Genomic DNA, 15,535 nt, shown 5'->3' on the forward strand with positions numbered 1-15,535 from the left:
GCGAGCGGCTCGTACGGGGCGGGCCCCGAATGCCCCGCGGCTGCCTCGAGCTACTCCGTGCCGTCGCCAGCGGTCCAGGTCACCGCCGGGCAGCGCACCGTGCTCTGCCTGCTGGTCCGGTACGAATCGCCAACCCCGACGCCAACGGAAACACCGACCCCAACACCCACCGAGACGCCCACCCCAACACCCACCGAGACGCCCACCCCGACGCCGACCGAAACGCCCACCCCGCCGCCAACGGAGACCCCCACCCCGGCGCCGACCGAAACGCCCACCCCAACGCCGACCGAAACACCAACCCCGACGCCGACCGAAACGCCCACCCCGCCGCCGACCGAAACACCAACCCCGACGCCGACCGAAACACCAACCCCGACGCCGGCCGAAACACCAACCCCGACGCCGACCGAAACACCAACCCCGACGCCAACCGAGACGCCCACCCCGACGCCAACCGAGACGCCAACCCCAACGCCAACGGAGACCCCAAGCCCGCCGCCAACCGAGACGCCCAGCCCGCCGCCAACCGAGACGCCCAGCCCGACCCCAACGCCGACCCCGACCCCCACCGCCACCGCGGCGCCGGCGGCGGCCGCCCAGACCGTCACCATCCGGGTGGTGAAGACGCTGAGCGTGATTGGCTTCAGCTCGCCGGGCGCGGGCTGGGAGTTCACGCTCGAGGGGTGCGGAGTCGGGCCGCTCGTCGGCACCACGGACGCGAACGGGGTGGTCGAATTCCCGAGGCTGCCGCCGGCGGTGGGCTGCAGCTACACGGTGACGGAGACGGTGCAGGCGGGCTGGGTGCCGCAGTACGTGAGCCAGCAGGTGCGGCCGCGGGAAGGCGGGAGCACGGCGACGGTGGAGTTCCTGAACATCCGGGAGTTCAACCCGCCGTGCGTGGACCCTGCGGACCCGCGCTGCCAGCCGCCGGAGTTTGCGACGCCGACGCCGCCGGCGACGCCTGCGACGCCTGCGCCGATCGAGAACCCGACGTCCACGCCCTCGCCGTCGCCCACCACCGCCCCGGCCACCCCGCCGCCTGCCTCGCCCAGCCCTTCGGAGACGAGCGTGAGCGGCGGCGTCCTCGGCCCGACGCCGCGCCCGCCGGCCACCGGTACCGGCCCCGCGGCCTCCCGGGATGGCGCGCCCGTCCCGGCCGCCGGGGCGCTCGTGCTCGCCGCGGCCCTCGGGCTGGCGTGCGCCGTCCGCCGCCGCTGAGCCAGGCAACCGCGCCGCCGCGCAGTTTTCACACGTTTCCTATGGATTCGTCACCGCGAAATCCCCGATGATTCACCAGCCGACCACGGATGTCGCCAGCGGGTGTAAGGATGGGAGCGTTTCCGCGGTCAACCCCGCAGCGCCGCCCGGTCGGCGGCCACCACCCCTACGCTCCAGGAGGTCGGAACGCAGCGATGCGCTCCCACACGTCCCACCCCCCGCTCGCCCGGCGCGGGTTCGCCGCGCTGGCCCTCCTCGCGCTCGCCGCGGCCGCGTTCTTCGCCTGGTCGACCGGCGCCCGCGCCCGCGTCCCGGCTGACGGCGGCGTCGAAGCCCAGCAGTCGGCCGCCGTCGCAGTGTTGAAAGTTTGCAAGATGATCCAGGGCGTGGAAGGCCTCGATGGCGCCGAGAAGTTCGAGATCCAGCTCGCCAGCCCGCCGGAGACCGCCGCTCCGCACTACTTCTATCCCGTCATCGAACGCCCGGGCCCCAACGGCATGGAGTGTCAGCTTTTCGAATTCGATGCCCCGGCCGTGGTCCTGGTCACCGAGACGTATACTGCTGGCTACGTCCCTTCGTTCACGTATCAGCCGTACAAGGGTTCGCCGAGCAGCCCCGCCCCGCTCCCGGCGTCCGGCCTGCTGCTCTACCTCTACCCCAACACCTGCTCCCTCGAAAAGCTCGAGCGATGGGACGGCGGAGAGATCCCCGACCCGGCCTGCACCGTGACCATCATCAACGGCCGCGCCGCCCTCACCGAAAGCCCCTTCGTCCTGAAGAAGGCGCCCGTCCAGGCCGTCGTCGATGACCCCGCCGACATCCAGTTCGACATCTCGCTGTTCAGTTACTACCGCTATCCCAACAACCAGCACGATTCCCTGCACATCGACCTCTACGACCCGAACGTCAGCCTCGTCAGCGGCCCGGTTCTGAACAACGTCAGCTGCGGCACGCCGCCCCCGGCGCAGTATGCGAGTCACTTCGAGGGTCTCCTGGACAGCCCGCTGGGGACCCCGGTTGCCTGGGGCGACTGTAAGTCCATCGGGGCCGACATCTATGGCCTCTCGATGGAATTCCGGGTGGCGCCGAGGACGCTGCCGCAGCGCACCTGCGAGGACCAAGTCATCACCAACACCGTCGCCGTCCGGATGACCGATGACCGGTGGGACCCAATCGTCGACGTCACCCTCGAAGCCTCCGCCTCCGTCATCCTCAAAGGCGACCCGGCCCTCTGCCCCGTCACCATCCGGGTGGTGAAGACGCTGAGTGTGATTGGCTTCAGCTCGCCGGGCGCGGGCTGGGAGTTCACGCTCGAGGGGTGCGGAGTCGGGCCGCTCGTCGGCACCACGGACGCGAACGGGGTGGTCGAATTCCCGGGGCTGCCGCCGGCCGTCGGCTGCAGCTACACGGTGACGGAGACGGTGCAGGCGGGCTGGGTGCCGCAGTACGTGAGCCAGCAGGTGCAGCCGCGGGAAGGCGGGAGCACGGCGACGGTGGAGTTCCTGAACATCCGGGAGTTCAACCCGCCGTGCGTGGACCCTGCGGACCCGCGCTGCCAGCCGCCGGAGTTTGCGACGCCGACGCCGCCGGCGACGCCTGCGCCGCCTGCGCCGATCGAGAACCCGACCTCCACGCCCTCGCCGTCGCCCACCACCGCCCCGGCCACCCCGGCGCCTGCCTCGCCCAGCCCTTCGGTGACGAGCGTGAGCGGCGGCATCCTCGGCCCGACGCCGCGCCCGCCCGCCACCGGCACCGGCGCTGCCAGCGGTGAGCCGTTCGGTCTCCTCCCGGCCGCCGCCGGCCTCATCGCCCTCAGCAGCGGCCTCGGCCTCCTCGCCCTCGCCCGCCGCCGGGCCTGACCTGCGCCCGCCGTCGCACCATCGCCCCGGCCGCCCCGCCTCCCCGCGGGGCGGCCTCTGTGCGCCTTCGCCCCATTTCGCTCCCCGATTCCTTGCTAACCGGCCAGCAGAGTGGCAGGATCGCGTGCCAGCAGCTTCCCGGAGCACCGCCGTGACCGCCAACATCGACATCGCCAGCTTCGCCGACATCACCCGCGTCCACGCCGCCGAGCGCCCCAACGCCGTCGCCCTCGTCTACCAGGGCCGCGAAACCACCTACCGCGAACTCGACGAGCGCGCCTCCCGCGTCGCCAACGGCCTCATCGCCGCCGGCCTCCAGCCCCAGGCCCGCATCGCCTACCTCGACAAGAACTCCGACCGCTTCTTCGAAGTCCTCTTCGGCGCGGCCAAGGCCAACCAGGTCATGGTCGCCGTCAACTGGCGCCTCGCCCCGCCCGAAGTCGCCTACGTCATCAACGACGCCATGGCCGAAGTCGTCTTCGTCGGCCAGGACTTCTTCCCCGTCATCGAAAAGGTGCTCCCCGAACTCCGCACCGTGAAGAAGGTCATCGCCATCGATGCCCCGCGCGATGGCTGGGAGCACTACCCCGACTGGCGCGACGCCCAGTCCGCCGAGGACCCGCGCGTCCCCGTCGCCGAGGACGACGTCGCCATCCAGATGTACACCTCCGGCACCACGGGCCACCCCAAGGGCGCCATGCTCACCAACGGCAACTTCTTCGCCCTCCTCCCCGGCGCCACCCGCGAATGGGGCCCCCGCTGGTCCACCGACGACGTCAACCTCGTCTGCATGCCCCTCTTCCACATCGCCGGCAGCGGCTGGGGCATCGTCGGCCTCTACGCCGGCGCGAAGGACGTCATCCTCCGCGACGTTATCCCGCCGGAGATTCTGAAAGTCATCCCCCAGTACGGCGTCACCCGCGCCCTCTTCGTCCCTGCCGTCCTCCTCTTCCTCCTCCAGACCCCCGGCGTGCAGGAGACCGACTTCTCCACCCTCAAATTCATCGCCTACGGCGCCTCGCCCATCCCGCTCGACCTGCTGCGAAACTCCATCGCCACCTTCAAGTGCGATTTCGCCCAGCTCTACGGCCTCACCGAAACCACCGGCGCCGTCACCTACCTCCCGCCCGAGGACCACGACCCGAACGGCAACAAGCGCATGCGCTCCTGCGGCCGCCCCATCGCCGGCGTCGAAATCCGCGTCGTCGATGCCGAGGGCAACGACGTCCCCGTCGGCCAGGTCGGCGAAATCATCTGCCGCACGAAGCAGGTGATGAAGGGCTACTGGAACCTGCCCGAAGAAACCGCCAAAGCCATCCGCAACGGCTGGTTCTACACCGGCGACGCCGGCTACCTCGACGAAGACGGCTACCTCTACATCCACGACCGCGTCAAAGACATGATCGTCTCCGGCGGCGAGAACGTGTACCCGGCCGAGGTCGAATCCGCCCTCTTCGGCCATCCTGCCGTCGCCGACGTCGCCGTCATCGGCGTCCCGGATGAAAAGTGGGGCGAAGCCGTGAAGGCCATCGTCGTGAAAAAGCCCGGCGCCGAAGTCACGCCCGAGGAGCTCATCGCCTTCGCCCGCGAACGCATCGCCGGCTACAAAGTCCCGAAGTCCATCGACTTCGCCGAGGCGCTCCCGCGCAACCCTCCGGCAAAATCCTCAAGCGCGAACTCCGGGCGCCCTACTGGCAGGGCCGCGAGCGCCAGGTGAACTGACGCCGCCCCCTTCAGCCCCGGAATTTCGCTGACGATCCTTTCGATATGGAACGGCTCGACGGCGCGGCCCGGCGCGCGGTCGCGCGCATCCCTGCCAGCCTGCCCTACCGGCTGCTGGCGGCGGGCCGCCCTGTCGCCGCCGGCACCCTGCTCGACATCTCGGTCCGCGGCGCCGCCCTGCTCGCCGACCGCCGCCCGGCTGCCGCGCACGACCTCGTCCTCGAACTGCGCGGCCCCGATGGCAGCGCGGCCCTCGCCGTCCCGGCTGAACTCGTGACCGTCGACCCGGACCCGTTCGGCGGCTGGGTCATCCGCCTTCGCTTCTGCGCCAGCCCCGAAAGCGCCGCCTGCCGTGAGCTCGCCCGCGTCGTCGCCGTGCTCCGCAGCCGGTTCCATGCCCGGCAGTCCGCTCTCGCCCGCGAGCGCCTCGGCCTGCACCCCGGCGAAGCCTACGGCCGCTACGGCCCGCCCGCCGGCTGACCGTCATTCGAGCCCGAGCAGCCGCTCCAGTCCCACGACCAGCCCCTTCCGTCCCACCACCTCGCGGATCGCCAGCAGCACGCCCGGCATGAACGAATCCCGCCCCGTGCTGTCCTGCCGGATGGTCAGCACCTGCCCCAGCCCGCCGAAGATGACCTCCTGGTGCGCGACCAGCCCCGGCAGCCGCACGGCGTGGATCGCCACCCCGCCCAGCTCCGCACCCCGCGCGCCGGGGACGGTCTCCGTCTCCGGCACCCGGTGCTCGAACGGCCGCCCCGCGCCGCCACCATCCCCTCCGCGGTCGCCTTCGCCGTCCCGGAGGGGCTGTCCACCTTCCCCTCGTGGTGCAGCTCGATGATCTCCGCCCAGTCGAAGAAGCGCGCCGCCTGCTTCGCGAAATGCATCATCAGCACCGCGCTGATGGCGAAATTCGCCGCCACGACCACGCCGACTCCCCGCGCCGCCGCCTCCCGCTCCAGCCACCCCATGAAGTCCGCCGGCAGCCCCGTCGTCCCGATCACCATCGGGATGCCCCGCTCCAGCGCAGCCTTGGCGATGACCGGCGTCCACGCGGCATTCGTGAAATCGACCACGACGTGGGGTTTCGCCTCATCGAGCCCCGCGCCGGCCTCCCGGAAGACGGGGATGCCGTCCATCGCCCCCGCTCCGCAAGCCCGTCGATGTACGCCGCCGGCGTCATCCCCGGCTCGGCGAGCACCGCCGCGGCCACCTGCCGGCCCATCCGGCCCGTCCCGCTGATTACTACAGAAAGCTCGGTCACGCCCGGATTGTAGCCTCCCCGCGCCGTGCGGGCCGCCCCCGCCGCGTTATGCCAGCTTCGCGAGCATCTCCCGCACCTGCGCCGCCACGAACCCCGGGTCCTCCATCGGGATGAAGTGCGAATACTGCGGCACCGGCACGTCCTCCCCTGCGCGAAATGCCGCGCGAGGTCCGGCGCCGTCGGCGAGCCGCTCATGTCCATCGGCGCATCCTCCGCCCGCTGCCGCGCCCGCAGCACCCGCACCGGCACCTGCACCGCTTCGATGGCGAGGTAGACGTCGTCCCCTTCCGGGTCGGCGTACGCGCCCGCGTAGACCGCCGCCTCGATGCGCGGCGGGCAGGCCAGCACGTACCCCTCGCCCGCCGGGTTCGACACGAGCCCATGCGCGCAGTAATCGCGCAGCACCTCCGGGTCCCACCGCGAGAACGGCTCCCGCCCGCGAAACCGTTCGAACATCTCGTCCGGCGACGCCCATGCGTTCCGCCGCCGCGCCGCGAAGTGCTCATCCTCCGCCATCTCCCGCCGGAAGCCCCGCGGGCCGATGACCGGGTCCAGCAGCAGCAGCGCGCCGAACGCGCCCGGCTCCAGCGCCGCGGCCCGCACCAGCGCGTGGCCGCCCTTCGAGTGCCCGACGCCGAGCGCGCCCTCCAGCCCCAGCGCCCGGGCCGCGGCCGCCACGTCGCGCCCGAAATGCGACCACCGGTAGGGCGGCTCCGGCTTGTCGCTCAGCCCGTGGCCCCGCATGTCGACGGCGATCGCGCGCATCCCCGGCAGCCGCCGGATGACCGCATCCCAGCAGCGCTGTGGAACCCCGTCGCGTGCGCGAAGAACACCGTCGGCCCGTCGCCTGGCCACTCATACGCCTGCAGCTCCACCCCGTCGCCGGCCACGCGGAACGCCCGGGGCGCGTCCGTTCGAAACCCTTCGTCCATACCGAACAGTCTAGCCCGGCCCCCGCTCCCGTTCCTGCTACCCTCTCTTCATGAGCCTCCCGCCGCCCGTCGCCGATGCCCTCGCCGCCCTCGCCAGCACCCCGACGGTGCTCGCCCACCTCGTCGCCGAAGCCGGCGACGACCGGCTCGACGACCTCGACCGGGAGGGCTGGTCGCCGCGCCTCTGGCTCGCATGGTTCCGCGATGAAGAGGTGCTCGCGCTCCGGCCCGGCCTCGAACGGCTCCTCGCCGAGCCCGCGCCCGAGCTGCACGAGCTCGACCGCGCTGCCTGGCTCCGCGACCGCCACCGCAGCCGCGACCGCAAAGAGCACCTGCTCGGCGATTTCGCCCTCCACCGGCAGTCCACCCTCGCCATCGTCCGCTCGCTCGAACCCCGCCACCTCGCCCGCACCGGCCGGCTCGCCGGCGAACCGGTCACCCTCGAACGGTACCTCCTCCGCTGGGCCGACCGCGACCGCGAGCGCATCGCCCGCCTCGAAACCGCCCTCGGCGAAACCCTCGCCGACGTCCTCGAACGCCGCCGCCGCATGGTCGAAGAATACCGCCGCGAGGGGTGAGGGAGGTTGAAGGTTGAAGGTTGGAGGTTGGAGGTTGAAGGTTGGAGGTTGGAGGTTGGAGGTTGGAGGTTGGAGGTTGGAGGTTGGAGGTTGGAGGTTGAAGGTTGGAGGTTATCCTCCCTCCCAGCTCCCAGCTCCCAGCTCCCAGCTCCCAGCTCCCAGCTCCCAGCTCCCAGCTCCCAGCTCCCAGCTCCCAGCTCCCTCCTCCCAACTCCCGCCTCCCAACTCCCAACTCGCGTAGCCGCGGGGCTCCGTCCCCGCGGAGGGCGGGGAGGCCCACCCCCACGTTCGAAATCACGCACCCTCCCGCCTCCCGGTTCCCGGTTCCCTCCTCCCTTCTCCCGGTTCCCTCCTCCCTTCTCCCGGTTCCCGCTTCCCGCCTCCCAACTCCCTCCTCCCTCCTCCCGCTTCCCGGTTCCCGGTTCCCGCCCAACCCGTAGCCGCGGGGCTCCGTCCCCGCGGAGGGCGGGGAGGCCCACCCCCGCGTTCGAAATCACGCACCCTCCCGCCTCCCGCTTCCCGCCTCCCTCCTCCCGCCTCCCGGCTCCCTCCTCCCTTCTCCCAACTCCCAACTCGCGTAGCCGCGGGGCTCCGTCCCCGCGGAGGGCCGGGAGGCCCACCCCCGCGTTCGAAATCACGCACCCTCCCGCCTCCCGCCTCCCGCCTCCCTCCTCCCAACGCCCTCCTCCCAACTCCCAACTCCCAACTCCCAACTCCCAACTCCCAACTCGCGTAGCCGCGGGGCTCCGTCCCCGCGGAGGGCCGGGAGGCCCACCCCCGCGTTCGAAATCACGCACCCTCCCGCCTCCCGCCTCCCGCCTCCCTCCTCCCAACGCCCTCCTCCCAACTCCCAACTCCCAACTCCCAACTCCCAACTCGCGTAGCCGCGGGGCTCCGTCCCCGCGGGAGGGCCGGTAAGGCCCACCCCGCGTTCGAAATCACGCACCCTCCCGCCTCCCGTCTCCCTCCTCCCGCCTCCCTTCTCCCAACTCCCAACTCGCGTAGCCGCGGGGCTCCGTCCCCGCGGAGGGCCGGGAGGCCCACCCCCGCGTTCGAAATCACGCACCCTCCCGCCTCCCGCCTCCCGCCTCCCTCCTCCCAACGCCCTCCTCCCAACTCCCTCCTCCCAGCTCCCAGCTCCTAACTCCCAGCTCCCAACTCCCTCCTCCCTCCTCCCTTACCTCCGCGAGAGCCACGCCCGGATGAGGTGGAGCTCGTCGTAGCTGCACCGCATCGCCCAGCCGCTCCTTGAGCGGCTTCAGACTCCCGATCGGAATCGCGCCGCCCGCCGCGGCCCGCACCAGCTCCACCTTCCCCGGCGCCACCAGCCCCTCGAGCGACGGGATCGCGCCAGCCGCCAGCAGCTCCGCAAGGTGGCTCACGATCGTCGCCGGCGCCAGCGACCGCACCTTCGCCATCTCCCCCACGTCCCGCAGCCCGTCCGTATAGAGTGAGAGCGTCTCCCGCACCGTCAGGCGCGAACGCCGCCGCATCGGCGCGCCGGCGGCCTCGGCGCGCCGCCCGGCCGGGACCGGCCGCGCTGCCTGCGCCGCCAGCGACGGGATCGCGCGCGAGGAACCCTTCGCCGTACCGCTCGAACTTCGCCCGCCCCATGCCCGGGACCGCGAGCATCTCCGCCCGGTTGCGCGGCTTCCGGCGCGCCATCTCCCGCAGCACCGCGTCCGAGGCCACGATGTACGGCGGCACCCCCTCGCGCCTCGGCGTACGCCCGCCGGACGGCGCGCAATTCCTGGAAGAGCTGCCTGCGTCGGCGCGCCGGCCGCTCCTCTGCGGCCGCTCCCCGGCTCCCCGCCAGGCAGGGCCCGCAGTATGCTGCAGGCCCCCGGCGGCGCCTAGCCGAAGTACGCCAGCAGCCGCGCGATCGCAGGCAGGTCCGCGATCGTCGCGTACGCCTCCATCGCGTCGAGCTTCCTGAATGAATGCGCCCGGTGCGCCTCCAGCATCGCGGTGTCGATCGCCCCATCGCCGTCCGGCCGCGTCGCTGCCAGCGTCCAGCCCTGCTTGACCGCCAGCCCCGATTCGCAGCAGCGCCTGCACCGCCGCGTTGAACCCCGGCTCGTCCTCCTCCTTCATCAGGTCGCGCACGTCCGCACGCGCCGCCCTTCCGCGGCAGCGAGCGCCCGGTAGATCTCCACCACGCGCTCCGCGCTCGGGTGCGCCATTTCGATGAAGTACTCGCGCAGCTGCCGGTCCCGCGCGCTGAACAGCAGCAGGCAGCGCGCCGGGTCGCCGTCCCGCCCGGCCCGCCCCGCCTCCTGGTAGTACGACTCCAGCGAATCCGGCAGGTCGTGGTGGATGACCAGCCGCACGTCTGGTTTGTCGATCCCCATCCCGAAGGCGTTCGTCGCCACGATGACCCGCACGGCGTCCCGCGCGAAGGCGTCCTGGATGCGCCGCCGGTCGCTGTCCGGCAGCCCGGCATGGTAGGCAGCGCAGCGGATCGCCCCGCCGCTGCAGCTCCCGCGCGAGATCCTCCGTCCGCTTCCGCGTCGCGCAGTAGACGATCGCCGAAGCGCCCCGCAGCGGCGTCAGCTCCTCGGCCACCGCCTCGGCCTTCTCCGCGAGGCTCCCCGCGCGCGCCGTTTCGAAGCGCAGGTGTCGGCCGGTCGAACCCTGCCACGTGGATGGCCGGCTCACGGAGCCGCAGCGCGCTCGACGATGTCCTGCCGCACCAGCGGGTCGGCCGTCGCCGTCAGCGCCACCGTCGCGCGGCGCACCCAACCGCTCCCGCACCGCCGCCGAGGTCGCGGTAGCTCGGCCGGAAGTCATGGCCCCACTGGCTGATGCAGTGCGCCTCGTCCACCGCCAGCCGCGCGATGCGGATCGCCCGCAGCGCCGCCATGAAGCTGCCCGACTGGAACCGCTCGACGGCGCGACGTAGAGGAGCTGCACCCGCCCCTCAGCGCAGCGCCGCCAGCGGCGGCGCGCTGAACCGCGTCCGTCTCCTGGGTCGAATTGATCGCCGCCGCCGCGACGCCCATCGCGCGGATGTCCGTCGACCTGGTCCTTCATCAGCGCGAGCAGCGGCATGAGACCACCAGCGTCAGCCCCTCGCCGAGGACCAGCGCCGGCACCTGGTAGCAGATGCTCTTCCCACCGCCCGTCGGCATCACCACGAGCGTATCCCGCCCCGCCAGCACGTCGGCGATGACGGCCTCCTGCCCCGGCCGGAAGCTCCCGTAGCCGAACACCTCCCGGAGCACCGCCCGCGCCCGCTCGATACCCGCGCCCGTCGCCGTCACAGCTGCCCAGTATAGAACACCTGTGCGGTTGGAGGTTGGAGGTTGGAGGTTGGAGGTTGGAGGTCATTCTTCTCTCCCGGCTCCCGGCTCCCGGCTCCCTTCTCCCTCCTCTCTCCTCCCAACTCCCAACTCCCAACTCCCGTAGCCGAACACCTCCCGGGGCTCCGTCCGCCGCGGAGGGCCGGGAGGCCCACCCCCCGCGTTCGCATTCAAGCACCCTCCCTCCTCCCAGCTCCNGGTTGGAGGTTGGAGGTTGGAGGTTGGAGGTTGGGAGTTGTGAGTTGTGAGTTGTGAGTTGTGAGTTGTGAGTTGTGAGTTGTGAGTTGGGAGTTGTGAGTTGGAGGTTGGAGGTTGGAGGTTGGAGGTCATTCTTCTCTCCCGGCTCCCGGCTCCCGGCTCCCTTCTCCCTCCTCTCTCCTCCCAACTCCCAACTCCCAACTCCCGTAGCCGCGGGGCTCCGTCCCCGCGGAGGGCCGGGAGGCCCACCCCCCGCGTTCGCATTCAAGCACCCTCCCTCCTCCCAGCTCCCAGCTCCCAACTCCCGTAGCCGCGGGGCTCCGTCCCCGCGAAGGGCCGGGAGGCCCACCCCCGCGTTCGCATTCAAGCACCCTCCCAACTCCCAGCTCCCTCCTTTCTCCTCCCGGTTCCCGCTTCCCGCCTCCCGCCTCCCTCCTCCCTTCTCCCGCCTCCCGGTTCCCGCTTCCCGCCTCCCGGTTCCCGCTTCCCGCCTCCCTCCTCCCGCCTCACTCCACCGGCGTCCCGATGACGTCGCCGATGATCTTCAACCGCGTTGCGCCCTCGGCGAACATCGGCCGGTACTGGCCTTCGATCTGGTACGGCAGCATCCGGACCGTCGCCAGCTTCGCGCCGTGGAAGGTGGCCTCCAGCAGGTATCCCTGCGTGTGCTCCGGCGTCCACCGCTGGTCGAAGATGAAGTTCCCCAGCGCATACGCGATGAACGTCCCGCCCCGCACCTCCGCCGCCTGCACCCAGTGCGCCTGGTTCCCGACCACGAGGTCCGCGCCCGCATCGGCCGCCGCCCGCAGCGCCTTGATGCTGCGCGGACTCGGCGCGTGCGTGTCTTCGTAGCCCGACTGCACCAGCACGATGACCACGTCGGCCTCCGCTTTCAGCGCCCGGATCGCCGCTTCGAACCGCGTCAGCGAGAGCATCTCCGCCGGCTTGTAGAAGGCCGGTTCGCGCGGCGGCGTCGCCTTCTCGTCCGCGTACGAATCGTCCAGCGGCGCCGTGCCCGGCTCCGTCTCCGTCGCGCCGATATCCTCCGCCGCGATGTCGTCGAACCCGAGGAAGCCGAAGCGCACCCCGTTCCGTTCGATGATCACCGGCGCCAGCGCCTCCTCCAGGTTCCGGCCGCCCCCGACCGTCGCGATGCCCGCAGCGCGCAGCAGCTCGATCGTCCGCAGCATCGCCTTCGCGCCGCAGCCCCCGTCCGCGCAGTCGAACACGTGGTTCGTCGCCACCGTCAGCACGTCGAAGCCGGCGTGCGTCAGCGCCGCGATCACCTCCGGCGGCGAGGTCAGGTTCGTCGTGCTCACGCAGCCGTACGGTTCCGCGTAGTCCTGGATCGAGCCGTCGAGCGAGCCCGCCGCGATGTCCGCCGCCGCGAGGAAGTCGCCCACCGGCGAACGGAGCGGGCTCGCCCAGTCGCCCGTCGCCCGGATGGCGGTCAGCGTGCAGCGCGACATCAGGATGTCGCCCGTCGCGACCACCCGCGTCACCGGGGGCGGTGCCCACGCGATGGCCGCTTCCACCCGCGCCCGCGCCTCCTCGCCTGCCGGCGTCAGCGCCCGGACGGCCACGCGCTCCGCCAGCGGCCACGCGCGCGGGTCGCCGTACCCCCGCGCCGGGTCCGCGCCATCGACCGCGAGCGCCACCATCGGCGGCCGCAGGCCGTCGAACGGCAGGATGGCGAGCACCCCCGATTCGAGCGTGAGCGCGGCCCGCAAGTCGTCGGCGGTGGCGAAGAAGCGGAACCGCGAGAGGTCGAACTTGCCCGCGCCGAGCCCCTCGAGGATGCCCTGCGCCTCCGCCGGCTCGCCGACGAACGCCGGTTCGATCGGCCGGTCGAAGCCGCCGAACGCCGCCCAGCCCGCCGCCTCGCCGCGCAGGGCCGCGACCAGCTCATCGCGGCGCAGCGCATCGATGCCCGCGCCCGGCGCCGCCGCAGCGACGAACAGCCGCACGGGCACGCCGTCGCCCGGCTGCGCGGGTTCGAACGCGATGTCGGCCGCCTCCGCCGGGCCTGCCGGCGCGAGCCCCAGCCCTGCCGCCCCGGCCGGGAGCGCGCCGCGGTAGCGGAGCGCCGGGGCCGGTGTCGGCGATGGGCCATCCGCGGGCGCGCCGGAGGCCGGCCCCGCCCCGCCGCCGGTCGCCGCGTCGAAGATCGACCACGCGAGCAGGCCGAAACTCGTGCAGCAGGCCGCCACGCTCGCCGCGAACCACAGCCGCCAGGGGTTCCGCCTGTCCTCCCGCGTGGCAGGCTCCATGCGCGCATCCTAGCGCGCCCGGCCGGGCCCGTGTCAGCTCGCCCGCGCGTACCAGCTCTCGGGCGTCCCGGAGGCCGCTTCGATGAAGGAGAACGCCCGGTTGAGCACCCGCTCGATGCCGCCGCAGGCCGCCTCCACCGCCGCCAGGTCCGGCGGCAGCGGCGCCACCTCGCCGCCCTCCACGTCGTACCCGCAGAAGAGGCCGTAGTGGAGCACGAGCCGGTTCGCCTGCGCCACCACTCCCGCGAGCCCGTCGTGCTCCGGGGTCAACGTCTCGTCGTGGTGGCACTGCACCGCCTCCACCAGGTGCCCGGGGAACTTCCACAGCTCGCCCAGCGCCCGGCCCACCTCATCGTGCGCGTAGCCCGTCGTCATCAGCTCAGCGATGTGGAGCGGCGCCTCGCCGCGGCGCGCCATCTGCACCGCCTGCTCGAACTCCGCCGGCATCACCTGCCGGATCACCAGCCGCCCGATATCGTGCAGGATGCCCGCCGTGAAGGCGTCCTCCGGCTTCACCGTGAACGACTTCTTCGCGAGCGCCTCGCCGGCCACCGCGACGGCCACGCTGTGCCCCCAGAAGAGGTCGAGGTCGAACGATTCGTTCGGCAGTTTGCGGAAGGTCGTCATCAGGCTCGCGCCGATGGCGACCTGGCGCACCTGCTTGAAGCCGAGCAGCACCACCGCTTCGCGCACCGTTGAAACACGCCGCGCGAAGCCGTAGTAGGCCGAGTTCGAAATCCGGATCAGCTTCGCGGTCAGCGCCTGGTCCGTCGCCAGCACCTGCGCGAGGTCCATCGCGCTCGTCCGGTCGTCCTCGGCCATGCCCATGACGCGCGCGGCCACGGCGGGCAGCGGCGGCAGGTCGTCGATCCTCGAGAGCAGCGCGGCAGCATCCTTACCCATCACGCAATGAGTGTCGGCAGCCTGCCGCCGCCGTGAAGGGAAACATCCGGGAACAGCGCCCGGTCCCGCCGCCCCGGCTCGAGGCTGGAGGTTGGAGGTTGGAGGTTGGAGGTTGGAGGTTGGAGGTTGGAGGTTGGAGGTTGGAGGTTGGAGGTTGGAGGTTATTCTCCCTCCCTGCTCCCTGCTCCCTGCTCCCTCCTCCCTCCTCCCTCCTCCCGGTTCCCGCCTCCCGCTTCCCGCCTCCCGCCTCCCGCTTCCCGGTTCCCGGTTCCCGGTTCCCGCGCATCGACACACCGCCCGGCCGGCCCCACAATCACCCCATGACCGCGCCGCGGCCCCGCGTCGACGTCGTCATCCCCTGCTACAACGAGGTCAAAGTCCTCGAGCAGAGCACCCTCGCCACGCTCGCCCTCTTCGCGCAGAACCCCCAGTACGACTGGCGGCTCGTCATCGCCGACAACGGCTCCACCGACGGCACCTCCGAGCTCGCCCGCCGGCTCGCCGCGGAGCACGAGCGCGTCCATGCCCTCGTCCTCGATGTCAAAGGCCGCGGCCTCGCCCTCCGCGAAGCGTGGCTCCAGAGCGACGCCGACATCGTCAGCTACATGGACGTCGACCTTTCGACCGACCTCGCCCACCTGCCGGAGCTCATCGCCATGGTCGCCGAGCGCGGCTGCGACGTCGCCATCGGCTCCCGGCTCGCCCGCGGCGCGAAAGTGAAGCGCCAGCTCAAGCGCGAAATCACCAGCCGCGGCTACGTCGCCCTCATCCGGCTCACCTTCCCCCGCCTGCGCATCACCGACGCCCAGTGCGGCTTCAAGGCCCTCAACCGCCGCGCCGTCCAGCTCGTCGTCCCCCACATCGAAAACCGGATGTGGTTCTTCGATACCGAGCTGCTCATCCTCGCGCAGCAGGCCGGCCTCAAAATCTGCGAACTCCCCGTCCGCTGGGTCGAAGACCCGGACACGAAGGTGAAGATCGTCAGCACCGCCCTCGAAGACATCCGCGGGCTCGCCCGCATGCGCTTCCGGCGCCGCCGCCAGTCCGGGGCGGCCCCGCCGTGACGGTTCCGCGCCGCCTTCGCGGAGAACGTAAGCGCGGCCTCGATCCGGGCATTCCCGGTTTGATCCGGTACGGGGCCGATGGTATAACTCAGCCTTGCTACAGGATTCACAAAGTCTCCGTACCGGGGCTCCTTGCGCCCCGGAGCCGGGGAGGGGGAGGCCGGCCGCATGGAATGGGCTAATCTACCGCACGACTTCGCAGAGCCCCTCGAACTCGTCATCGTT

15 protein-coding genes and 3 pseudogenes are annotated in these 15,535 nt (G+C 71.8%); 8 read left to right on the top strand and 10 right to left on the bottom strand.

The window, feature by feature from the left end:
* The first annotated feature begins 57 nt into the window (after nucleotides 1–57).
* The 4 genes and pseudogenes from O0235_RS07895 to O0235_RS07910 all read left to right on the top strand — a co-directional run bounded on the left by O0235_RS07895 (nucleotide 58) and on the right by O0235_RS07910 (nucleotide 5,282).
* Nucleotides 58–1,221, top strand: coding sequence for a hypothetical protein (locus tag O0235_RS07895; RefSeq protein ID WP_270055246.1), 1,164 nt, complete (start codon nucleotides 58–60; stop codon nucleotides 1,219–1,221).
* Nucleotides 1,222–1,415: 194 nt separating this feature from the next.
* Nucleotides 1,416–3,080, top strand: a complete 1,665-nt coding sequence (locus O0235_RS07900; RefSeq protein WP_270055247.1) for an MSCRAMM family protein — start codon at nucleotides 1,416–1,418, stop codon at nucleotides 3,078–3,080.
* Nucleotides 3,081–3,231: 151 nt separating this feature from the next.
* Nucleotides 3,232–4,802: pseudogene (locus O0235_RS07905) on the top strand (fatty acid--CoA ligase).
* Between the two features lie 45 nt (nucleotides 4,803–4,847).
* Nucleotides 4,848–5,282 carry a PilZ domain-containing protein gene (locus O0235_RS07910; RefSeq protein ID WP_270055249.1) on the top strand — a complete coding sequence of 145 codons (435 nt, stop codon included), beginning with the start codon at nucleotides 4,848–4,850 and terminating at the stop codon, nucleotides 5,280–5,282.
* 3 nt (nucleotides 5,283–5,285) lie between these two features.
* Here O0235_RS07910 and O0235_RS07915 read toward each other — a convergent pair whose 3' ends face one another.
* From O0235_RS07915 to O0235_RS07925, 3 genes and pseudogenes are all read right to left on the bottom strand, one after another.
* Nucleotides 5,286–5,486 carry a dihydrodipicolinate reductase C-terminal domain-containing protein gene (locus tag O0235_RS07915; protein WP_270055250.1) on the bottom strand — a complete coding sequence of 67 codons (201 nt, stop codon included), beginning with the start codon at nucleotides 5,484–5,486 and terminating at the stop codon, nucleotides 5,286–5,288.
* Nucleotides 5,408–5,938: a 4-hydroxy-tetrahydrodipicolinate reductase gene (locus O0235_RS07920; RefSeq protein ID WP_270055251.1), complete on the bottom strand. Its 531-nt coding sequence runs from the start codon at nucleotides 5,936–5,938 to the stop codon at nucleotides 5,408–5,410. The genes O0235_RS07915 and O0235_RS07920 overlap by 79 nt, the downstream gene beginning before the upstream one ends.
* 569 nt (nucleotides 5,939–6,507) lie before the next feature.
* Nucleotides 6,508–6,918: pseudogene (locus O0235_RS07925) on the bottom strand (alpha/beta fold hydrolase); the annotation flags it as partial.
* A gap of 127 nt (nucleotides 6,919–7,045) precedes the next feature.
* Between O0235_RS07925 and O0235_RS07930 the strand changes: the two are divergent.
* Both O0235_RS07930 and O0235_RS07935 read left to right on the top strand, forming a co-directional pair.
* Nucleotides 7,046–7,573 (top strand): hypothetical protein, encoded by a 528-nt coding sequence (locus O0235_RS07930; RefSeq protein ID WP_270055252.1) that lies wholly within the window; start codon nucleotides 7,046–7,048, stop codon nucleotides 7,571–7,573.
* Nucleotides 7,574–7,586: 13 nt separating this feature from the next.
* Complete coding sequence (locus O0235_RS07935) at nucleotides 7,587–7,814, top strand: hypothetical protein (protein ID WP_270055253.1); 228 nt, start codon at nucleotides 7,587–7,589, stop codon at nucleotides 7,812–7,814.
* 817 nt (nucleotides 7,815–8,631) lie between these two features.
* On the opposite strand, the gene O0235_RS07940 is transcribed toward O0235_RS07935, so the two are convergent.
* From O0235_RS07940 to O0235_RS07955, 5 genes and pseudogenes are all read right to left on the bottom strand, one after another.
* Entirely contained in the window at nucleotides 8,632–9,042 is a 411-nt protein-coding gene (locus O0235_RS07940; protein ID WP_270055254.1) for a helix-turn-helix domain-containing protein, read from the bottom strand.
* A gap of 112 nt (nucleotides 9,043–9,154) precedes the next feature.
* Nucleotides 9,155–9,280, bottom strand: a pseudogene (locus O0235_RS15805) (HRDC domain-containing protein); the annotation flags it as partial.
* A 386-nt stretch (nucleotides 9,281–9,666) separates the two neighbouring features.
* On the bottom strand, nucleotides 9,667–10,065 hold the full coding sequence (locus O0235_RS07945; protein WP_308445677.1) for a helicase-related protein: 399 nt from the start codon (nucleotides 10,063–10,065) through the stop codon (nucleotides 9,667–9,669).
* A 221-nt stretch (nucleotides 10,066–10,286) separates the two neighbouring features.
* The gene (locus tag O0235_RS07950; RefSeq protein WP_270055255.1) at nucleotides 10,287–10,436 is read right to left on the bottom strand and encodes a hypothetical protein; all 150 of its coding nucleotides are present in this window, start codon (nucleotides 10,434–10,436) and stop codon (nucleotides 10,287–10,289) included.
* Nucleotides 10,437–10,605: 169 nt separating this feature from the next.
* A complete protein-coding gene (locus tag O0235_RS07955) occupies nucleotides 10,606–10,836 on the bottom strand; it encodes a DEAD/DEAH box helicase (protein WP_270055256.1) in 231 nt (76 codons plus the stop codon).
* A 22-nt stretch (nucleotides 10,837–10,858) separates the two neighbouring features.
* On the opposite strand from O0235_RS07955, the gene O0235_RS07960 reads away from it, so the two are divergent.
* Entirely contained in the window at nucleotides 10,859–10,981 is a 123-nt protein-coding gene (locus O0235_RS07960) for a hypothetical protein (protein ID WP_270055257.1), read from the top strand.
* A 598-nt stretch (nucleotides 10,982–11,579) separates the two neighbouring features.
* On the opposite strand, the gene O0235_RS07965 is transcribed toward O0235_RS07960, so the two are convergent.
* Nucleotides 11,580–13,343: a CapA family protein gene (locus tag O0235_RS07965; RefSeq protein ID WP_270055258.1), complete on the bottom strand. Its 1,764-nt coding sequence runs from the start codon at nucleotides 13,341–13,343 to the stop codon at nucleotides 11,580–11,582.
* Nucleotides 13,344–13,376: 33 nt separating this feature from the next.
* Nucleotides 13,377–14,246, bottom strand: coding sequence for an HDOD domain-containing protein (locus tag O0235_RS07970; RefSeq protein WP_270055259.1), 870 nt, complete (start codon nucleotides 14,244–14,246; stop codon nucleotides 13,377–13,379).
* Between the two features lie 32 nt (nucleotides 14,247–14,278).
* Here O0235_RS07970 and O0235_RS07975 point away from each other — a divergent pair, with 32 nt between their 5' ends.
* Entirely contained in the window at nucleotides 14,279–15,310 is a 1,032-nt protein-coding gene (locus O0235_RS07975) for a dolichyl-phosphate beta-glucosyltransferase (RefSeq protein WP_270055260.1), read from the top strand.
* Nucleotides 15,311–15,535: the final 225 nt, after the last annotated feature.

The organism is Tepidiforma flava, from assembly GCF_027594505.1.
In the GTDB taxonomy this organism is placed as follows: domain Bacteria; phylum Chloroflexota; class Dehalococcoidia; order Tepidiformales; family Tepidiformaceae; genus Tepidiforma; species Tepidiforma flava.

Bases quoted from the DNA above. Each gene is read 5' to 3' on its own strand.
- O0235_RS07950 (WP_270055255.1), bottom strand. From the start codon at position 10,436: ATGGCGGCGCTGCGGGCGATCCGCATCGCGCGGCTGGCGGTGGACGAG.
- O0235_RS07920 (WP_270055251.1), bottom strand. From the start codon at position 5,938: ATGGACGGCATCCCCGTCTTCCGGGAGGCCGGCGCGGGGCTCGATGAG.
- O0235_RS07965 (WP_270055258.1), bottom strand. From the start codon at position 13,343: ATGGAGCCTGCCACGCGGGAGGACAGGCGGAACCCCTGGCGGCTGTGG.
- O0235_RS07930 (WP_270055252.1), top strand. From the start codon at position 7,046: ATGAGCCTCCCGCCGCCCGTCGCCGATGCCCTCGCCGCCCTCGCCAGC.
- O0235_RS07970 (WP_270055259.1), bottom strand. From the start codon at position 14,246: ATGGGTAAGGATGCTGCCGCGCTGCTCTCGAGGATCGACGACCTGCCG.
- O0235_RS07900 (WP_270055247.1), top strand. From the start codon at position 1,416: ATGCGCTCCCACACGTCCCACCCCCCGCTCGCCCGGCGCGGGTTCGCC.
- O0235_RS07910 (WP_270055249.1), top strand. From the start codon at position 4,848: ATGGAACGGCTCGACGGCGCGGCCCGGCGCGCGGTCGCGCGCATCCCT.